Raw genomic sequence first — 20508 nt, forward strand, 5'->3', positions numbered from 1 at the left:
GGGGTCGGCCGGCCGGCGCTGGCACATAGTGGCCTCCTCGTACCGCTGCCAAACGCCGACCGGCCCCCTTTCAAAATAGCATCAGGATTCTGCGCCAACCTCCGGATATCAGGAGCTTTTTGCGCACAGGATATCGACAGCATTTGGACTGTAAAAGGCGAGCCACGATGTGGAGAGCTGCGGCGCACGCTCTCTTGCCATCCGGCGGAGGGCGTTGCTCCTCACTTCATACATATGGCGCCCAAGGGGCTTGCTTCAAGCCCGGGTTCCTCCCGTAAAACCGCGGCCCTAGCCAATAGGAGCGGAGTGACGGGAATGCGTGCACCGACAGATGGATCGCGTCGAAATCATGCGGTGATTGTCGCCGGGGGCGGCCCGACAGGATTGATGCTGGCAGGCGAACTCGCATTGGCGGGCATCGACGTCGCCATTGTCGAGCGGCGCCCGACCCAGCAGCTGATTGGCTTGCGCGCGGGTGGCCTGCACGCACGCACAATCGAGGTGCTCGACCAGCGCGGGATCGCCGACCGGTTCCTCTCCCAGGGGCAATGCTTCCCGACCGTCGGCTTCCACATGATCCGTTTGGACATCAGCGACTTTCCCAGCCGGCACAACTATCTGCTGGCGCTGCGGCAAAACCACATCGAGCGGATATTGGCCGACTGGATCAGCGAATTGGGGGTGCCGATCCATCGCGGACAGGAAGTCACGGATTTCATGCAGGACGACAGTGGCGTGGATGTGGGGCTTTCCGATGGCCGACGGATGAAGGCGCAGTACCTCGTCGGATGCGACGGTGGACGCAGCACGATCCGCAAGGCGGCGGGCATCGAATTCGCTGGATGGGATCCGACGATGAGCTGGATGATCGCCGAGGTCGAGATGTCGGAAGAACCGCCATTGGGCTTTCGCAGCGACGCCCACGGAACCCATGCGATAGGCAAGATCGAGGACGGCGACCGGTTGGGCATCGTGCTGACCGAGAAACGACTGATCATCGGTGGTGAACCGACATTGGACGATCTCCGCGAGGCGCTCACCGTTATCTATGGCACCGATTTCGGCGTCCACAGTCCGACCTGGCTCTCTCGTTTCACCGATATGACGCGCCAGGCTGCCGCTTACCGCGACAGACGTGTCCTGCTGGCCGGCGACGCTGCGCATATCCATCCCCCAATGGGCGGACAGGGCCTCAACATCGGCGTCCAGGACGCGGTCAACCTGGGATGGAAGCTGGCCCAGGTCGTCAAACGGGCATCACCGGACAGCCTGCTCGACAGCTACCATGCCGAGCGCCATCCGGTCGCCGCCCGTGTGTTGCGCAACACGATGGCACAGGTCGCGCTTCGGCGCATGGATGACCGCACCAAGGCTCTGGGCGACACCATTGCCGAACTGCTCGGCATGGACGAGCCTCGCAAACGCATCGCGGCCGAAATGTCCGGCCTGGACGTTCGTTACGGCTTGGGCGAGCGCCATCCGTTGCTTGGGCGGCGAATGCCCGATCTCGATCTGCTCACCGCCAGCGGGCCGGTGCGGCTGTTTACCTTGCTGCACCATGCCCGGCCGGTGCTGATCAACCTCGGCACGCCCGGCAGACTTGACATCAAGCCGTGGGCGGATCGGGTCCAGCAGGTCGACGCCGTGTACGACGGCGACTGGGAGCTGCCAGTTCTCGGGGCCGTCGCCGGGCCCGACGCGGTGCTGATCCGCCCCGACGGGTACGTGGCATGGGTTGGTTCCGGAAGCCAACAGGGACTGGCCGATGCGCTGACCACCTGGTTCGGGCCGCCCGCTGCTGTGGCGTAGCAGGGTCGAGGCCGGCCTGGCGCATCGCCCGCAAACGCGTGCTTGTCATGCGTTGCGAGCTTTTACGGTGCTAGGTCTCCTGACATCCCGTTGACAGGAGGTACCATCTGTGCAGAAATTGGTTGGACCATCGGACCACTTGGAACGCGCGTGGATCAAAACAGCCTGCCACCTATTCAGACGACGGCGCGTGACGACGCCGTGCTGAAGGCGTTGGTAGGCTTTGTTCGTGCCGAGGCCCTCCAGCCGGGCGAGCGGCTGCCAACGGAACGCATCCTGGCCGAGCGGCTGAAGGTCAGCCGCAACACGGTGCGCGAGGCGCTGACGCGCTGGGAAGGGCTCGGGCTGGTCGAGCGCCGGCAAGGCAGCGGCACCTATCTCAAGGCAGCCGTTTCGCCGGACATGTTGCATCTGCCGCTGACGCTTGCGGGCGGCAACGACTTCACCAGCCTGATGCAGACGCTTGAAATCCGTCGCGCGCTGGAGGCGGAAGCCGCCGCCCTTTGCGCCGAACGCGCGAGCCAGACCGATATCGCCGAAATCGAGCGCAAGCTCGACATCATGGAGCAGGCGTTCCGCACGCGCGAGGGCATGTCTTCGGAAGAGGACTGGGAGTTCCACCAGGCGATCTACAGGGTTTCCGGCAACCCGCTGTTCGAACAGATCATCGCCGCCATGCACGAATTGTTCCACCGCTTCTGGGAGCATCCGCTGGGCGTGCGCGATTTCGGCCACGCCAGTTTTCCCTATCATCGGACCATTTACGAGCGCATCGCCGCGCGCGACCCGCACGGCGCCCGCGCCGAAGCGCTCAAGCTGATCGCCACCGTCGAGGACGATCTCAAGCGCGGCGCCGCCAAACTCAAACTTTCGAGCCAGACATGAACGAGCATCCCTCAGGTTTCGATCACGACTATCTTGCCGAGGCGGCGACGCTTCTGGCGCATGACGAACCTTTCCCCGGTGGGGCGGTGGTGCCGCCGATCTACCAGACATCGCTGTTCACCTTCGCCAACTATGCCGAGATGGCGGATACTTTTGCCGGCAAACGGAAGCAGCCGATCTATTCGCGCGGCGACAATCCGACGGTGATGGAGTTCGAGGCACGCGTCGCCGCGCTCGAGGGCGCCGAGGCCGCGCGCGGCTTTTCCAGCGGCATGGCGGCGATCAGCGCCACGGTGCTCGCCTTCGTCGGCGCCGGCGAGCGCATCGTTGCGGTGCGCAATTGCTATGGTGATGCCTATCGGCTGTTCGAGCGGCTTTTGCCGCGGCTCAACATCAGGGTCGACTATGTCGACGGCTCCGATCCGGATGCGGTGGCGGCGGCCCTTCCGGGCGCCAGGCTGCTCTATCTGGAGAGCCCGACCTCGATGATGTTCGAGTTGCAGGACTTGGCTCACCTGACCCGGCTGGCGAAGGAGCAGGGCATCGTCACCACGATCGACAATTCCTGGGCGACACCGGTGTTCCAGAAGCCGATCACGCATGGCGTCGATCTGGTGCTGCATTCGGCTTCGAAATATCTCGGCGGCCATAGCGATACGGTCGCCGGCGTGGTGGCAGGCTCGGCCGCCCACATCAAGCACATCAACGAGCAGACCTATTCCTATCTCGGCGGCAAGCTTTCGCCCTTCGAGGCCTGGCTCTTGCTGCGCGGGCTGCGCACGCTGCCGCTGCGCCTGCCGCACCACATGAAGAGCGGGCTTGCCATCGCCGAACGGCTGAAGGCGCACGGCAATGTCGAGCGCGTCAACCACCCCGCCTATTCGAACCATCCGGGCAAGGCGACGCTTGCTGGTTACGCGGGGTTGTTCTCCTTCGAGGTCACCGATGATATCGACATCCCTGTCTTCGTGGATGCGTTGAAATATTTCCGCATCGGCGTGAGCTGGGGCGGCCATGAGAGCCTGGTCGTGCCCGCCAAGGCGTCGCTGGAGCAGACGCCGGGACTGAATTCGATGGCGCGCTTCGGCGTCAGCCCCCGAACCATCCGCTTCAATGTCGGATTGGAGAATGTCGAGGACCTGTGGGCCGACGTGGCGCAGGCCTTCGAAAAAGCCAGAAAATAACAAGCCGCTTCAAAATGGGAGTCTTGAAGATGAAAAAACTGACCGTCATGCTTGCCACAGCCGCGGGATTGGCGATTTCCGCCGGAAACGCGCTGGCCGATTCGACCCTGAAAATGGTCGAAGTCATCACCAGCCCGCCGCGCACGGAGTTCCTGAAGAAGCAGATCGCCGAATTCGAAAAGGCCAATCCCGGCATCAAAGTCGAGCTGGTCTCGCTGCCCTGGGGCCAGGCCTTCGAGAAATTCCTGACCATGGTGCAGGCCGGCGATACGCCCGACGTGGTCGAGATGCCGGAACGTTGGATGGGCCTCTACGCCAACAATGCCCAGCTCGAGGATCTCGGCCCGTACATGGCCAAGTGGGACGACGCCAAGACGCTCGGCGAGCGCGCCAAGCAGTTCGGCTCGACCGTCAACAACACCCAGTTCATGATCCCTTACGGCTACTATGTGAACGCGTTGTTCTGGAACAAGAAGCTGTTCAAGGAAGCCGGCCTCGACGGCCCGCCGGCCACGCTCGACGAGTTCGTCGCCGATTCCAAGAAGATCTCGGCGTTGCCCGGCAAATACGGCTACTGCCTGCGCGGCGGGCCCGGCGCCTTCAACGGCATGCACATGTTCATGAACATCGCCGCCGGCAAGGGCGGCTACTTCAACGAAGACGGCACCTCGACCATAAACGAGGAGGGCTCGGTCAAGGGCCTGCAGATGCTGGCAGACATGTACAAGCAGGGCCTGGCGCCCAAGGACGCGGTGAGCTGGGGTTTCAACGAAACCGTCACCGGCTTCTATTCCGGCACCTGCGCCATGCTCAACCAGGATCCGGATGCGCTGCTGGGTATAGCCGACAAGATGAGCGCAGACGACTTCGCCGTGGCGCCGCTGCCGGTCGGGCCGAGCGGCAAGTCCTATCCGACGCTCGGCTATGCCGGCTGGGCAATGTTCGCCAATTCGCAGCACAAGGACGACACCTGGAAGCTGATGGCGACGCTGCTCTCGCCCAAGGACAATCTGGAATGGGCCAAGGAAGTCGGCGTCGTCCCGATCCACAACGGCGCCGACCAGGATCCGCATTTCAAGACCGAGCAGTTCAAGGGCTGGTTCACGGAGCTCAGCGACAGCGCCAAATATGAAATGGTGACGCCGCCGACGCATCTGGAGAACCTCGGCAATTTCGTCGACCAGGTGGCGATCAAGAATTTCCAGGAAGTGCTGCTGGGCCAAAAGGCGGCCAAGGAGGTTGCCGACCAATGGGCCGCCTTCCTGACCAAGGAACAGCAGGACTGGATGGCGAAGAACAAGAAATAGTTTTTTCTTCCTTCTCCCCGTTCACGGGGAGAAGGTGGCCCGATAGGGCCGGATGAGGGGCGGCGCTACGTTCTGTCAGCCTGGCGCTGCCCCTCATCTGCCTGCCGGCATCTTCTCCCCGTATACGGGAGAAGGGTGCTGTCGCCTTCGCCGGCACCCACTCACCACTGTTGAGCCCAAATGACCTATGCCGTTTCCGAAATACGACCCGCCGGGAGGCCGCGCCGCAAGCGGCTGACGCACGCTGCCAGCGAACCCTGGCTTTATCTTAGCCCGGCGATCATCCTGCTGGTCGTGGTGCTTTTGGTGCCGCTGGTCATCGGCATCAGCTATTCGTTCCGTAAGTTTTCGGCCTTCAAGTCGGAATATGTCGGGCTCGGCCAGTACCAGGCGATGCTGTCGGATGCCGTGCTCGGCCAGGCGCTGGTCAATACGTTGTGGTGGACGCTCTCCAGCCTGTTCTTCCAGTTCTTCCTCGGCCTTGGCCTGGCGCTGCTGCTCGACAAGCCGTTTCGGGGCCGCAAGGTGGTGCAGGCGCTGGTGTTCCTGCCCTGGGCGGTGCCGTCCTTCCTGTCGGGCCTGACATGGGCATGGCTGTTCAATCCGATCATCGGGCCGCTGCCGCACTGGCTGTTCGCGCTGGGGCTGAAGGCCGAGCCGACAAACGTTCTCTCCGATCCCTCGACCGCCATGTGGGGGCCGATCGTCGCCAATGTCTGGTTCGGCATCCCGTTCTTTGCCATCACGTTGCTGGCGGCACTGAAATCCATTCCCTCGGAACTGCATGAGGCGGCAGCGATCGACGGCGCCTCGCCCTGGCAACGCTTCACCAAGGTGACGCTGCCGTTCCTGGCGCCGACCATCGCCATCACGGTGATGCTGCGTACCATCTGGATCGCCACTTTCGCCGACCTGATCTTCGTCATGACCGAGGGCGGGCCGGCCGGGTCGACCAACACGGTGCCGGTCTACATCTATGTCAGTGCCTTCAAGTCGCTGGACAAGGGCTACGCATCGGCGGTTGCCGTGCTGCTGCTCGTCCTGCTCATTGCCTATGCGATCGCGCTGATCGCCATCCGCCGCTCCCTGGTGAGGCACGTCTGATGATTGCGGGACGCTCATCTTCGCAGCGCTTCTTCGGCGGCGTCGGGCTCTATGCGGCCATCGCGGCCTATGTGATCTTCGCCCTGTTCCCGATCTTCTGGACGCTGAAGATATCGGTTACGCCGGAACGGCTTCTCTATTCCGAAGGCATCACCTTCTGGCCGTCGCAGATGACGTTGCAGAACTTCGTCACCGTGCTCGAGGCGACCGACTTTCCGCGCTATTTCCTCAACAGCGTCATCGTCTCGGTTTCGACGGCTGCACTGGTGACTGTCATCGCGACGCTTGCCGGCTATGCCATGTCGCGCTTCACCTTTCGCGGGAAGGCGGCACTGGCGCTGATGCTGCTTTTGACCCAGACTTTCCCGCTAGTCATGGTCATTCCACCGATCTATCGCGTGATGGGCCAGATCGGCCTGATCAACAGCCTGACCGGGCTGATCATCATCTACACCGCCTTTAATACCGCGTTTGCAACCTTCCTGATGCAGTCCTTCTTCGACGGCATACCGAAGGACCTGGAGGAGGCGGCGATGATCGACGGCTGCACACGCGCGCAGGCGATGCGCCGGGTGATCGTGCCGCTGACGCTACCCGGCATGGGCGCCACGCTCGGCTTTGTCTTCACCGCTGCCTGGAGCGAACTCCTGTTCGCGCTGATGCTGATCTCCAGCGATGACAAGAAGACCTTCGCCGTCGGCCTGCTCACCTTCATCGGCAAGTTCGCCGTCGACTGGGGGCAGATGATGGCGGCGTCGATCCTGGCGCTGATCCCGGTCTGCATCTTCTTCGGCTTCCTGCAACGCTATCTCGTCACCGGCCTCACCGCCGGCGCCGTGAAGGGATAATCGATGGCTTCCGTTACGCTGGAAAAAGTCCGCAAAGACTATGGCGCCGTGCGTGTGCTGCACGCGGTCGACCTCGACATCGCCGACGGCGAGTTCGTCGTCCTCGTCGGTCCGTCCGGCTGCGGGAAATCGACGCTTCTGCGCATGATCGCCGGTCTGGAGGAGGTTTCCGATGGCGAGATCCGTATCGGCGAGCGGCTGGTCAACGACGTCGCGCCGAAGGACCGCGACATCGCCATGGTGTTCCAGTCCTACGCGCTCTATCCGCATATGGACGTGTCGAAGAACATGGGCTTCAGCCTGATGCTGAGGAAGGCGGAAAAGCAGGCGATCGACGCGCGGGTCGACGGCGCCGCCAGGCGGCTTGGGCTGGACAATTTTCTGCAACGCCTGCCGCGCCAGCTTTCCGGCGGCCAGCGCCAGCGCGTCGCCATGGGCCGGGCCATCGTGCGCGATCCCAAGGTCTTTCTTTTCGACGAGCCGCTTTCGAACCTCGACGCCAAGCTGCGCGTGCACATGCGCGCCGAGATCAAGGCGCTTCACCAGCAACTGAAGACCACATCGGTGTATGTCACGCATGACCAGATCGAAGCCATGACCATGGCCGATCGCATCGTCGTGATGCATGACGGCGTCGTCCAGCAGGTCGGCGCGCCGCTCGACCTCTATGACCGGCCGGCCAACATGTTCGTCGCCGGATTCATTGGCTCGCCCGGCATGAATTTCCTGCCGGCGAGTGTTGAGAAGGGCGGCAAGGCGGATGCCGTGCTGTCCGATGGCCAGAAACTGCGATTGCCGGATGGCCTGCCGCTCAGGGAAGGCGATGCGGTTACCGTCGGTTTGCGGCCGGAGCATATAAGGCTGGCGGATGACGGCCCGCTGCAAGGCGAAGTGGTGGTGGTCGAGCCGCTCGGCCTCTCGACGCAGTTCTACGTCAAGCTGGCCGGCCAGCAGCTTTGCGTGTTCGCCATGGGCCGCGCCGGCGTGAAGCCTGGCGAGACGGTGCGGCTATCGGCCGATCCGGCGGCGCTGCATGTTTTCGACCCGAAAAGCGCCGACCGGATAGGGTAGGGGCGCGGCCGCCGAGCGGCCACTCTGTTGCCCGCTGGGCACATTCTAACCATACGGCCTTTTGGCGAGTCGAAACTTGCTTGACCCGGGCCAACCGCTTTGCGGAGCCACATTAATAGAAACCTCCTCCTGCCGCCATCATGTGCGTCCTTTCATCAATCAGTTTGGTTCTTGAATCGCCGCAACGCGGCGGGGGGGAGATTTATAATGCCTGCGAATAACAACTCCGCCGACGCTCGTATCACTGAACCATGCCGCGAGAATGACCAGCCTAGGCCGGTGAACCGGTATGTCAGAAGACGGCTTCCGTCTGCCATCACGCTCGGAGACCGGAGAATTGCTTTCATACGCAGCGAAATCACGGAACAGATTCAGTCGCGAATTGACGCCTAGCGGACAGCGAGGGCAGCAGTATCAAGCCACGCTCTATCCCAGGGCGGCCGGCAAAGCAGCCTAAATCTCTTTGAACTCCACCGTCCGCGGCGGGATATGAGCTAGGCTCAGCCGTTTGGTATTCTTGATTTCTGGTCAACTGCCGCCCTACTTTGGGCCATCATCAGGGACCTAGACGAATGATCTCGGTTTGCGGATACATCGGGGCGGTGATCGGTTGGAAGGCGCTCGAAAATGCCGGCGACATCCTAGATAAGATCGGCGAGACGCTGTTTGGCGGACGTTATAAAGCGATCTACGAGGACGTCGCATCCAAGCTGCGCGCTCATACAGGCGCGGTTCCAGCAAACCACGATTTGGAGCACGCCATTCGACTCAGTGAACTCACCTCTTCACTCGTGATGGTGCGCATGTATGTCGATACGCAAGAGGCCGACCAGTTGCGGCTTGGCGGACGGCCGCCGGAGCGTCGCGCGAGGATTCAGTTCGCTAGTGCCGCGCGCCGCTATCTGCATAAGCAGATCGGATTGGGCGGGCCATTCAAGCTAGAATCCAACAAGGACGTTGTCGATGAAATAGAGACAAACTTGGACGGCGCGCTATCGGCTCGCGACTTTGCAGCGGTCCAGGCGAGTCTGGATGCAGCGTGCAAGCGCGTTCTGCGCGATCTCATCGCTGGAACGGAGCAGGGAAAGGACCAACTGGCCGTTCCTGCCGATTTCGCGTCATTTTTTCGTGGAAAGGCGACAGATGATGAGCCGGGCTGGGCTCTTATTTTCCTTGCCTTCATGCGGGAGGCATTGAAGCAAAATCACAAAGCGGAGGTCGCCTTCATCGCGTCTCGCCTTGGGTATTTGCGCAATTCGCTACCGAAACTCGAAGCCAAATTTGACCAATTTTTGCAGATAGCGAATTCGATAAAGAACGACACATCTAATATTAAAGATGATATATCTAAAATCCTAGAAATAGTTCAGAGACGTGAGTCTTACGTAATTGGTGGAATCCAATTTGAATTTCCTATTAAAATTGAAATAGCCATAAATGATCGTGGAGAGCTTATCATTTTCCACAGTCGGCCGTTTAACGATGATTTGTCTAAACTCGAATTCAATATGGACGAAAATCGACTCTCTCTAATCATGATTAAAGGATTCTCTTGTAATATACCAATACGATCTGAGTTGTCAGTGTTTATGAGAAAGTCTACTCAGGCTTTAATGGTGCTTGTGAACGAGGAAGGTGGAAATCTAGTCGAGGGTGACTATGTGCCATTGCATGTCATGAAAAGGTACTTGGAACCACTTTCTTGTGGCTAGGGCAAAGCTGCGTAGAGACAAATTCTCTGGATCCTTGCTGAGGCGCCGTGGCTTTTGTCGTGGAGATTTATGCGGTGACGACGCGCACGCCTTTCGCGGTTTATGAGAGCCGCTCGACAAGGCCCCTGCCTCACGCGGGCTTTGTGACTATAGCAGCCCCATCGTTGGCCGTTATGCTGGGTTTGACTACCATCCAATGAAATCAATGCTTTAGGAACAAAAAACGCCGCCCGATGGGCGGCGTTTCGGCATTCTCTTGGAAAAACCAGATTACTTGATCTTGGTTTCCTTGAACTCGACGTGCTTCTTGGCGACCGGGTCGTATTTGCGGAACGACAGCTTGTCCGTCTTGGTGCGACTGTTTTTGCTGGTCACGTAGAAGAAACCGGTGTCGGCGGTCGACAGAAGCTTAATCTTGATGTTTGCGGCTTTGGCCATGGTATCAGTCCGTTTGTTCGTGGGGTTTTGGCCGCTGGAGCACGGGAAAACACCCGGACGCGGGAAACTTGCCGCGACACATAAAGAACGCGCCCGGAAAGTCAAGCCCGACGCGCCTTGCGGCCGTAAGCACATGAGTTGTCCGGATTAGGTAGCACGTGAGTTGTCCGGTTTTATCGCCAGCGGATGGAGGCTGGGGATGAAGCGGACGGCATGGCTACAGGACCGGAGAATGCAAAAGTTTCGGGACGTATTGAGCCGCTGGAATGGTGGCGATCTTTCGATGATGGAGGCAGGCGAGTTGCTTGGCATGTCGGAGCGGCAATTCCGACGCTACCGCGACCGGTACGAAGAAGCTGGGGAAGCAGGGTTGCTGGATCGGCGCTTGGGCAAGCTTTCGACGCGTCGGGTGCCGGCGGAAGCGATTGAGGAGATGCTGGAGCTTTACCGTCATCGCTACCTCGGCTGGAATGTGAAGCATTTCCACGAGCACCTGCTGCGCGATCACCATTTCAGCTGGGGCTACACCTTCATCAAGACGCAGCTCCACGCGGCGGGCCTTGTGGAACGGGCCAAGCGGCGCGGTGCTCACCGGCGCAAGCGGGAGAGGAAGCCTTGCGAGGGGATGATGCTGCATCAGGATGGCAGCCGTCATCGATGGCTGGTGGGTGAGCCGATGCTGGACCTGATCGTGACGATGGACGATGCGACGAGCACGATCTATTCGGCCTTCCTGATCGAGGAGGAAGGCACGGCGTCGAGCTTTCAGGGCCTTCTGGAGACATTCGTCGCCAAGGGATTGCCATCGAGCCTCTACAGCGATCGCGGCAGCCACTATTTCGTGACGCTGAAGGCCGGCGAGGCGGTCGACAAAAGCCGGCTGACCCAGGTCGGCCGGGCGCTCGAGCGGCTGGGTATCGAACATATTCCAGCCTATTCCCCTGAAGCGCGAGGCCGCTCGGAGCGGATGTTCTCCACCTTGCAGGATCGGCTGCCGAGAGAGCTGGCGCTGGCCGGAATTGCCGACATCGAGGCCGCCAACCGGTTCATCGCACAGACCTACCTACCAGCTCACAATGCCCGCTTCGCCAGGCCGGCCGCGGTCGAGGACAGCGCCTTTGTCGCCGCAGACCCGCAACAACTGGCCCAGATCCTGTGCATCGAGGAGGAGCGCGTCGTTGCCCGCGACAACACGGTCGCCTTCGCGCGGCTGCGATTGCAGCTGCCGCAGAGCCCGATCCGGCATCACTTCGTCAAAGCCACCGTCAAGGTCAGGCACTACCCGGATGGAACCCTGGCGATCTTTCACGGGCCGCGCCGCATTGCTCGCTACAGCTCTGACGGCGCCGCAATCGAAGACACTTGCCCCATCAGGCAAGCCGCGTGAACCGCTTCGACGCCAAAACAGAAGCGGACAGATCATGTGCTACCAAACCGGACAACTTGATTAGCTACCGACAGCCCGACGCGCCTTGCCGCCGTCACGGAAGCCAATGCCTGTCGGCATTCACACGTGTTCCGCCTCCAGAACGATGGTTTTCTTCCAATCTCCCGTGGTGTTCCACCAGCGATTCGGATTGGCGCGGTCGTCCAGTCCCTTGGAACGGCTGGCAAGGACCGGCTGAATGCGGATCACCGGTTCCTGGTAGCTGTGCGCCTGAAAGATCGCTTCTACGACGCGCGCCGCCAATTCCTGGTCATCGGGCAATTCGAACGAAACCTCGACCGTGCCGGGGCGCCGCCGCAATTCGGTCTCGGCGCCGGCGGCTGCGCCGTCAAGTGGCCGGTAGCGCTCGATGCCATGCGCCGACTGGTAGGCGTTGCGGTCATATTTACCCATGGCCAGCGGCGCCAGCGCCACCACGGCGTCCATGATGCGGTCGACATCCGCGGCCGGCGCCTGGAAAGTGACAAGCAGGAGCAGCGTCATCCGCAATGATGTGGTTTCAAAGCCGCTGTCGATCATCGGAGTCTCCTCAACTTCAGGTGTTTTGAGGTCTCCGTATAAACCGTGGCTGCTGACACGGTTCTGTCAGCAGCCAGTCATCCGGGGGTAGCCAGTTATGGGCCAGCCGGTAGTGGGCGATCGTGAATCCGGTTTGCGCCGGTGGCGGCTTACAAGATCTTGCGGACCAACCTGACGCTGGCAAGAACCATGTAGGCGGCGAAGAACAGGCCGAGCGACCAGCCGAAGCCAGAGGGACCGAACGCATCCATGCCGATGCCTATCGCCTGCGGGCCGAGCACCATGCCGACGCCGTAGCACAGCACGAAGGCGGCATTGGCGGAAGCCAGTTCATGGCCGGAAAGCTGCGAGCCGAGATGGGCGAGGCCGATCGTGTACATGGCCGCGACCACACCGCCCCAGACGAACAGAAGGCCCGCCATCAGGTGCCAGTTGCCGGCCAGATGCGGCATGAAGATCGTACCGGCGAGTCCGACAGTGGCGCACGCCAGAAGCAGATAGCGGCGGTCCGAGACGCGATCGCTGATCATGCCGATCGGGATCTGCAAGAGCACGTTGCCGAGGCCGATCATGGTGAGCAGCAAGGCTGCGTCGGCTTCGGAATAGCCGATGCGGTTGCCATAGACCGGAAACAGGGCGAAACCGCCGGTTTCGACAGCGCCGAACACCAGAACGGCGGCGGTCGCGGTCGGCACCAGCCAGATGTAGCGCAGGAAATTGCTGGTTTCGCCGTCGGATACAATCGTCGGGCTCTCGTTGCGCGCCGCCAGCACCGGGATCGCGGCCAGCGCCACCAATGCGATGATGACTCCGAACGGCCTGAAGCCGGAGCTGCCGAGATGGGCGAACAGCCACGGCCCCGCGGCAAAGCCGAGCGACAGCACGGTGGCGTAGATGCCGAGCACAAGACCTCGCCGATGCGGCGGCGCCGAGGTGCTGATCCAGAATTCGGACAGGATGAACAGCACCGTCAGCGCGATGTGCAGCACGACGCGCAGCGGAAACCACATCCAGAAATCGGGTGCGAAGTGGAAGCCGACGAAGGCCAGCGCACCGGCGGCAATCATGGCGATCATCGTCCAGGCGACGCCGAAGCGCATGGCGAGCGGCGTGGCCAGAGGGGCGCCGGCGATCGAGGCCAGGCCGGCGACTGCCGTGTTGAGGCCGATCATCGAGGCCGAATGGCCGCGCGTTTCCAGGATGACGCTGAGCAGCGGCATGCCGAGGCCGATGGCGATGCCGACGACGCTGATCGACGAGATCGCCGCCACCATCGGCAGCCAGTGTACGCGCTCGTCGCCCTTTGGTTGGGTATCGACCGTCATGTTATGTCTGAATACTCGATGTTCTACAGAATTTCGCGGGTGAAGCGGTTGCGGACAAGCCGGTAGAAGGGCACGGGACCGCCCGGACGCAACAGCGGATCATGGGCGAGGCGGCTTTCCAGCTCGTCCAGGATCATCCGGGTGATGTCGGGAATGTCGGCTTCCCTGGCCTTGGCAAGCGGCAGCCAGACCAGTTCCTCGAGCTCGTTGGTCGGACCGCCGCCCGTCAGTTCGACGGCGACATCATCGCGCCAGGCGCAGAAGAAGCGGGTGTCGAAGCGGCGCACCCGGTTGGGCGGCGTGATGGCGCGCGCAATGAAGCGCAGCATGTCCAGGGCAGGTTGCACCCCATGTTCGGCAAAGCCTTGCCAATCAGACCTTGTCGTGGCGAAGGCGCCTTTGCGACCAATCAGCAGCCCGGCTTCCTCATAGGTCTCGCGGATGGCCGACAAGGCGATGGCGCGGGCACGCGCCTCGCTCGTGCGGCCGGGGCCGGCGATGAGCTTTGCTTCCTGCTCGGGATGCAGCGCGGTGGCGGTGGGGATGCGGCTGTCCGCCGGGTCGGTACGGCCGCCGGGAAAAACGAACTTGCCTGGCATGAAGGCGTGACCGGCATGACGGCGACCCATCAGGACCCGCAAGTCGTTGGCCTTGCCGTCGAGCAGGATCAGGGTCGCGGCATCACGTGGACGAATCGCCCGGCCACCATGCGTGGCCAGACCCTTGTCGATCCTGTCGACGTCCGCCTTGGTCATTCCTTCCATGCGCAGGACCTAGCGGAAACGTCTTGCATGCGAAAGTAGCCTTGACGGGTGGCATGTTGCGCCAGCCAGCACCTCAGGCACCGGGATGGGGTTCAGCCACGTCGTGTTCGCCAGCAAAACCGTGCATATAGAATGCCCATTGCAATCCGATGACGGCACCTTTCACCGGCTGCAGCAGTGCAACCGACAGCAGGATCGTCAAGGGTACCCAGATGGCGATGTGCTGCCAGGTGGAAAGGGTCGACGTCGCCTCCACGCCCATGAAGGCGCCGAGCACGATGTGGCCGACGATGACGATGACCAGATAGGCGGGCAGGTCGTCGGCGCGGTGATGGTGTATCTCCTCGCCGCAGACGCTGCATGTCTCGACGGTCTTGGTGAAGCCGCGAAACAGCTTGCCTTCGCCGCAATGCGGGCAGCGGCCGAGCATGCCGCGCTTCATCGCCGTCCACAGCGGACGCGCGACCCGGCCCGAGTGATGTTCACCGCCGAAAACCTGTTCTTCCGTGACTCTTGCCATCATCGTCTCCTGCCACGCGAGCCTGGGCGCGATTGTGACGCACGGGCGCGGCCTTTTGCCTTGTGAAACGACCTGACGGAGCCAGGCAGGGGCTTCGGGTCGGTCAACATCTCAAAGCGCATCGCGCCGGCCATCGGCGCCACTTCGACGAGACGGACCTCGACACGGTCCGCCAGCTGATAACCCTTGCCCGAGCGTTCTCCGTAGAGCGAGCGGGCCGTTTCGTCATATATATAGTAATCGCCGCCCAGAGTTGACACGGGGATGAAACCATCCGCGCCATACTGCGGCAATTGGACAAATAGTCCCGATTTGGTGACGCCCGAAATGCGGGCGTCGAAACGGTCGTCGATGCGCTCGGCGAGATAAGCGGCGATCAGCCGGTCGATCGTGTCGCGTTCGGCCGCCATTGCACGGCGTTCTGTGCCGGAAATCAGCACCGAAACATCCTCGAGCCGCGCTTCCTCCTCCTGCGTCAGGCCCCCTGGGCCGAGGCCGAGTGCGGCGATAAGCCCGCGGTGCACGATGAGGTCGGCGTAACGGCGGATCGGCGAGGTGAAATGCGCGTAACGGTTCAGGTTGAGGCCGAAATGGCCGATGTTCTTGGGTGAATATTCGGCCTGGCTCTGCGAGCGCAGCACCACCTCGTTGACCAGACCTTCATTGTCGGCGCCGCGCACGCGCTCGAGAATGCCGTTGAACTGGGCGGGCCGCATCTGCGCACCGCGCGCCAGCGACAGGCCCAGGGTTTGCAGAAATTCGCGCAGCGATTCCTGCTTGGCCAGCGAGGGCGCGTCGTGGGTGCGGTACACCAGCGCCTGCTTCTTCGCCTCGAGTGTCTCGGCGGCGGCGACATTGGCCTGGATCATGAATTCTTCGATGAGTTTATGGGCATCGAGCCGTTCCGGCACGACGACGCGATCGACAGTGCCGTCGGGCTTCAGCAGGATCTTGCGCTCGGGCAGGTCGAGTTCGAGCGGCTGGCGGCCATCGCGTCCGCGCTTGAGGACCGCATAGGCATCCCATAGCGGCTTCAGCACTGCGTCGAGGATCGGCCCGGTCTTGTCGTCCGGCACGCCGTCGATCGCCGCCTGCGCCTGCGGGTAGGCGAGCTTGGCCGCCGATTTCATCATGATGCGGTGGAAGGAATGCCTGACCTTGCGCCCGTCCGCCGAGAAGGTCATGCGCACTGCCAGTGCCGGGCGATCCTGGCCTTCGCGCAGCGAGCAGAGATCGTTGGAGATGCGCTCGGGCAGCATCGGCACGACGCGGTCGGGGAAATAGACCGAGTTGCCGCGCTTCAGCGCTTCGCGGTCGAGTGCCGTGCCGTAGCGGACGTAAGCAGCCACGTCGGCGATGGCGACCGTGATGACCACGCCGCCGGGGTTCTTCTCATCGAGATCGGGCGTAGCGAACACCGCGTCGTCGTGGTCCTTGGCGTCGGCCGGGTCGATGGTGACCAGCGGCAGTTCGCGCCAGTCCTCGCGGTTGGCCATCGTCGCAGGCTTGACGGCTTCGGCTTCGGCGATGACGTCGGCCGGGAAGACATGCGGAATGTCATGTGCGTGGATGGCGATCATCGAGACCGCCTTTTCGCTGGTCAGCGAGCCCAGCACGTTGAGCACTTTTGCTCTCGGCAAGCCATAGCGCGAGGCCCGGGCGGGCTCGACCTCGACGAGATCGCCGTTCTTGGCTCCGTTCTGGAATTCCTTGTCGACGATCAGTTCGGGTTGCCGGCGCTCCACCGGCTCGATGCGGAAGCTGCCGTCCTGAAGCACCCGAAAGACGCCGAGAACGGCATCCGTGCGCTTCTCGAATATCTTCATCACCCGCCCTGTGTAGGCCGGGCCGCCCAAGGCGACATTCGTGTCGTCGGCGGGAAAGGTCTTGGCCAGCACGCGATCGCCAATGCCAGGCGCCGGTCCGCCGCCACTGCGCGACAGGCGGATGGAAACGATGGGGGGCGGTCCATTGGCGGTGTGTTCGGTGGGACGCGCCAGCAGCACGCCGTCGGCGTCGCGGTCGAAAATGTCGAGCACTGTGACATGGGGCAGGGCGCCAACGCGGGCCAGGCGCTTACGCTCCTTGGTCAGGACGCCTTCGTCCTGCAGGTCGCGCAGGAGATCCTTCAGCCAAATGCGGTCCGGGCCGCGCAGCGCGAACGCCTTGGCGATGTCGCGTTTTCCAGCGCGATCCGGATTTTCGGCGATGTAGCGCAGGATTTCGTCACGCGAGGGCCTGTAATCGCCCTTGACCTTGGCCGTTGTGTCGGCGGTGCGCGGGTCGCCGTGGGTTGTTGCGGAGATCCTGCGCGCCACGCCGTTCTATCCCTTTTTCCTGGCGGCAGGCTTCTTGGCCGCCGTCTTCTTGGTAGCGGGCGCCTTGGCCGCCGCCGCTTTGCGGAAAGGCTTCTTGCCGCCGCCGCCCTTGGCTTCCTTCTCGGCGATCAGCGCCAGCGCATCCTCCATCGTCACCGATTGCGGATCCTTGCCCTTGGGCAGCGTGGCATTGACCTTGCCGAAATTGACGTAAGGCCCGTACTTGCCGTCGCGCACGACGATCTTGCCGCCGCCGTCGGGATGATCGCCAAGCTCCTTGAGGGCTGCCGCAGTGCCGCCATTGCGGCCGCCCTTGCCCTTCAACTGCTTCTCGGCGATTACCGAAACAGCGCGGTTGAGCCCGATCGAGAATACATCCTCGATGCTGTCGAGATTGGCGTAGGTGCCGTCATGCAGCACGAAAGGCCCGTAGCGGCCAAGCCCGGCCGAGATCATCTTGCCGGTTTCCGGATGCTTGCCGACATCGCGCGGCAGGGAAAGCAGGGCAAGCGCCTTCTCATGGTCGATCGAATCGGGCGTCCAGCCCTTGGGCAAGCTGGAACGCTTGGCTTCCTTGCCGTCGCCGCGCTGGATATAGGGACCGAAGCGGCCGCTGCGCAGCGTGATCTCCTCAGCCGTGTAGGGATCCTTGCCGAGCACTTTGGTGCCGTCTTCGCCGCCGCCATTCTCGCCATTGGGGTTGGCGGCGTCGCCGAGCTGGCGGGTGAAGGAGCATTCGGGATAGTTCGAGCAGCCGACGAAGGCGCCGAACTTGCCGAGCTTGAGCGACAAATTGCCGGTGCCGCATTTGGGGCAGATGCGCGGATTGGAGCCGTCCTCCCGGGCAGGGAAAACCAGCGGCGCCAGTTCCTCGTTCAGCGCATCGAGCACGTCGGTGACGCGCAGTTCCTTGATGTCGGCGACCGCGCCGGAAAAATCCTTCCAGAAATCGCGCAGGACGTCCTTCCAGGCGAGCTTGCCGTCGGAGATCTCGTCGAGCTTTTCCTCGAGCGATGCGGTGAAGTCATATTCGACATAACGCTCGAAGAAGCTCTCCAGGAAGGCCGACAGCAGCCGGCCCTTTGCCTGCGGCACTAGCCGGCGCTTGTCGATGGTGACATAGTCGCGGTCCTCGAGCGTCTTCAGGATCGCCGTGTAGGTCGACGGCCGGCCGATGCCGAGCTCCTCCAGCTTCTTGATCAGCGAAGCTTCGGAATAACGCGGCGGCGGTTCGGTCGTGTGCTGGGTGGCGTTGATCGCCTGGCGGGCAAGCTGCTCGCCGGCGCGGATTTCGGGCAAGCGGCGGTTTTCCTCGTCCTCGGAATCGTCGTCCTTCTGGTCGGTATAGGCAGCGATGAAACCATCGAAGCGCACGACTGAACCGACGGCGCGCAACTCGGCTGTGCGCGCGCCGTTGACCGCCTCGATCTCGACCGTGGTGCGCTCGATCTCGGCCGGCTGCATCTGGCTGGCGATGGCGCGCTTCCAGATCAATTCGTAGAGCCGCATCTGGTCGGCATCGAGATATTGCCTGACCGATGCCGGCGTGCGCATGAAATCTGTCGGGCGGATCGCTTCGTGCGCTTCCTGGGCATTCTTGGCCTTGGTCGTGTAAAAACGCGGCTTCTCCGGCAGGTATTTCGGGCCGAACTCCTTGGCGATGGCATCGCGTGCGGCGTCGATCGCCTCGGGCGCCATCTGCACGCCGTCGGTTCGCATATAGGTGATCAGGCCGGTGGTTTCGCCGCCGATCTCCATTCCTTCATAGAGGCGCTGCGCCACCTGCATCGTGCGGTTGGCCGAAAAGCCGAGGCCCGACGAGGCGGCCTGCTGCAATGTCGAGGTGGTGAAGGGTGGGCCCGGATTGCGCTTGGTGGGTTTTGCCTCGACGGACAGCGCCTTGAAGGCCGCGCCCTCGAGCATGGCCTTGATGTCGTCGGCCTGCGCCTTGTTGGCGATGTCGAGCTTTTGCAATTTCTTGCGCTCGAAAGCGGTCAGGCGCGCCTCGAAATTTTCGTTGCGCGGCGTGCCGAGGATGGCAGCGATCTGCCAGTATTCCTCGCGGATGAAGCGTTCGATCTCGGATTCGCGGTCGCAGACCAGCCGCAAGGCGACCGACTGCACGCGGCCGGCGGAACGGGCTCCGGGGAGCTTGCGCCACAGTACCGGCGAGAGAGTGAAGCCGACGAGATAGTCGAGCGCCCGGCGGGCGAGATAGGCGTCGACCAGCGGCGCATCGATCTGGCGCGGATTGGCCATCGCCTCGAGCACCGAGCTCTTGGTGATGGCGTTGAAGACGACGCGGCTGACCGGCTTGTCCTTCAGCGCGCGCTTCTGCCGCAAGACTTCCAGAACGTGCCAGGAAATGGCCTCGCCCTCGCGGTCCGGGTCGGTGGCGAGGATCAGGCCGTCGGCGTCCTTGACCGCCTTGGCGATGTCGGCGAGGCGCTTGCCGGATGCCGTGTCGACCGCCCAGGACATGGCGAAATCCTCGTCCGGTCGCACCGAGCCATCCTTGGCCGGCAAATCACGGACATGGCCGAACGAGGCCAGGACCTTGTAGTTCTTGCCGAGGTATTTGTTGATTGTCTTCGCCTTGGCCGGCGATTCGACGACGACGACGTCCATGAGGGCTCATATCAGCTGTGATGCGGCAGAAGAATTCCGCTGCGCGCGACGAAATCTCGGTTCTGTTCGTCGCTCACATGGCCGCGCTTTTGCATCCGGTCAAGGGGAAGCGGCCAAATTGCAAGAGTGCCGGCAGCAATACACTCTAAGAGTGTATGGAGAAGATCACATTGTTGAGGGGTAACTAAGACAAATGGCTGGAGCGGTGAGGAGCGGCTCAAATTGGCGCCGATGAGTCGCCGGCGACCCTGTGTATTGAGCCAAATGCCGCGCCAGCGCGTCTGGTGCGGGCTGCCAGGCGTTGGAGGCACGCCCGGCAGCAACGTCGAAGTTAAGGTGGCAGCCTTAGTCGGCCTTGACGATATGCCAGACGCCGCCGACGCCATCACCCGACACATCGCCGGCCTTCTTGTCCTTGATGAATGTGTAGACGGGCTTGCCGTCATAGGCCCACATCTTGGTGCCGTCGGTACGGTCGACTACGGTCCATTCATCGTCCGCCTTGGCGCCGGCCTCGGCCTTCAGCGGCGGCCAGTTTGTGGCGCATTTGTCATAGCAGTTGGTCTTGCCCTTCTCGTCCTTGTCATAGGTATAGAGCGTCATGCCGTTGGCATCGGTGTAGATCTTGG

At 62.3% G+C, this 20508-nt stretch carries 17 protein-coding genes; 9 read left to right on the forward strand and 8 right to left on the reverse strand.

The window, feature by feature from the left end:
* Nucleotides 1-315: 315 nt before the first annotated feature.
* The 8 genes from FJ949_RS29835 (at nucleotide 316) to FJ949_RS29870 (ending at nucleotide 9920) form a co-directional block, all read left to right on the forward strand.
* Nucleotides 316-1809 carry an FAD-dependent monooxygenase gene (locus FJ949_RS29835; protein ID WP_140501542.1) on the forward strand — a complete coding sequence of 498 codons (1494 nt, stop codon included), beginning with the start codon at nucleotides 316-318 and terminating at the stop codon, nucleotides 1807-1809.
* A 150-nt stretch (nucleotides 1810-1959) separates the two neighbouring features.
* Nucleotides 1960-2694: a FadR/GntR family transcriptional regulator gene (locus tag FJ949_RS29840; RefSeq protein WP_140501544.1), complete on the forward strand. Its 735-nt coding sequence runs from the start codon at nucleotides 1960-1962 to the stop codon at nucleotides 2692-2694.
* Nucleotides 2691-3878 (forward strand): PLP-dependent transferase, encoded by a 1188-nt coding sequence (locus tag FJ949_RS29845; RefSeq protein ID WP_140501546.1) that lies wholly within the window; start codon nucleotides 2691-2693, stop codon nucleotides 3876-3878. The genes FJ949_RS29840 and FJ949_RS29845 overlap by 4 nt, the downstream gene beginning before the upstream one ends.
* A 29-nt stretch (nucleotides 3879-3907) precedes the next feature.
* Nucleotides 3908-5185 (forward strand): sugar ABC transporter substrate-binding protein, encoded by a 1278-nt coding sequence (locus tag FJ949_RS29850; protein ID WP_140501548.1) that lies wholly within the window; start codon nucleotides 3908-3910, stop codon nucleotides 5183-5185.
* A gap of 180 nt (nucleotides 5186-5365) precedes the next feature.
* On the forward strand, nucleotides 5366-6289 hold the full coding sequence (locus FJ949_RS29855; RefSeq protein WP_140501550.1) for a sugar ABC transporter permease: 924 nt from the start codon (nucleotides 5366-5368) through the stop codon (nucleotides 6287-6289).
* On the forward strand, nucleotides 6289-7137 hold the full coding sequence (locus tag FJ949_RS29860) for a carbohydrate ABC transporter permease (protein ID WP_140501552.1): 849 nt from the start codon (nucleotides 6289-6291) through the stop codon (nucleotides 7135-7137). Before FJ949_RS29855 ends, FJ949_RS29860 begins: the two co-directional genes overlap by 1 nt.
* Before the next feature lie 3 nt (nucleotides 7138-7140).
* Nucleotides 7141-8208, forward strand: coding sequence for a sn-glycerol-3-phosphate ABC transporter ATP-binding protein UgpC (gene ugpC / locus FJ949_RS29865; RefSeq protein WP_140501554.1), 1068 nt, complete (start codon nucleotides 7141-7143; stop codon nucleotides 8206-8208).
* Nucleotides 8209-8780: 572 nt separating this feature from the next.
* Nucleotides 8781-9920: a hypothetical protein gene (locus FJ949_RS29870; protein WP_140501556.1), complete on the forward strand. Its 1140-nt coding sequence runs from the start codon at nucleotides 8781-8783 to the stop codon at nucleotides 9918-9920.
* Nucleotides 9921-10190: 270 nt separating this feature from the next.
* Here the strand turns inward: FJ949_RS29870 and rpmG are convergent, their stop codons facing one another.
* A complete protein-coding gene (gene rpmG, locus FJ949_RS29875) occupies nucleotides 10191-10358 on the reverse strand; it encodes a 50S ribosomal protein L33 (RefSeq protein WP_006201775.1) in 168 nt (55 codons plus the stop codon).
* Nucleotides 10359-10590: 232 nt separating this feature from the next.
* Here rpmG and FJ949_RS29880 point away from each other — a divergent pair, with 232 nt between their 5' ends.
* The gene (locus tag FJ949_RS29880; RefSeq protein WP_140501558.1) at nucleotides 10591-11745 is read left to right on the forward strand and encodes an ISNCY family transposase; all 1155 of its coding nucleotides are present in this window, start codon (nucleotides 10591-10593) and stop codon (nucleotides 11743-11745) included.
* A 120-nt stretch (nucleotides 11746-11865) separates the two neighbouring features.
* On the opposite strand, the gene FJ949_RS29885 is transcribed toward FJ949_RS29880, so the two are convergent.
* The 7 genes from FJ949_RS29885 to FJ949_RS29915 form a co-directional block, all read right to left on the reverse strand.
* Nucleotides 11866-12324 carry a hypothetical protein gene (locus tag FJ949_RS29885; RefSeq protein ID WP_140501560.1) on the reverse strand — a complete coding sequence of 153 codons (459 nt, stop codon included), beginning with the start codon at nucleotides 12322-12324 and terminating at the stop codon, nucleotides 11866-11868.
* Between the two features lie 149 nt (nucleotides 12325-12473).
* Entirely contained in the window at nucleotides 12474-13649 is a 1176-nt protein-coding gene (locus FJ949_RS29890) for an MFS transporter (protein WP_140501562.1), read from the reverse strand.
* 23 nt (nucleotides 13650-13672) lie between these two features.
* Nucleotides 13673-14413: an NUDIX domain-containing protein gene (locus FJ949_RS29895; RefSeq protein ID WP_140501564.1), complete on the reverse strand. Its 741-nt coding sequence runs from the start codon at nucleotides 14411-14413 to the stop codon at nucleotides 13673-13675.
* 73 nt (nucleotides 14414-14486) lie between these two features.
* The gene (locus FJ949_RS29900) at nucleotides 14487-14933 is read right to left on the reverse strand and encodes a DUF983 domain-containing protein (protein WP_140501566.1); all 447 of its coding nucleotides are present in this window, start codon (nucleotides 14931-14933) and stop codon (nucleotides 14487-14489) included.
* Nucleotides 14933-17251, reverse strand: coding sequence for a ribonuclease R (gene rnr, locus FJ949_RS29905; protein ID WP_140501568.1), 2319 nt, complete (start codon nucleotides 17249-17251; stop codon nucleotides 14933-14935). The genes FJ949_RS29900 and rnr overlap by 1 nt, the downstream gene beginning before the upstream one ends.
* A 6-nt stretch (nucleotides 17252-17257) precedes the next feature.
* Nucleotides 17258-19879, reverse strand: a complete 2622-nt coding sequence (gene topA / locus FJ949_RS29910; protein ID WP_140501570.1) for a type I DNA topoisomerase — start codon at nucleotides 19877-19879, stop codon at nucleotides 17258-17260.
* 345 nt (nucleotides 19880-20224) lie between these two features.
* Nucleotides 20225-20508: hypothetical protein (locus FJ949_RS29915; protein ID WP_140501572.1), on the reverse strand; the 284-nt coding region annotated here is incomplete at its 5' end.

The sequence above is a fragment of the Mesorhizobium sp. B2-4-1 genome, from assembly GCF_006442185.1.
GTDB lineage: Bacteria > Pseudomonadota > Alphaproteobacteria > Rhizobiales > Rhizobiaceae > Mesorhizobium.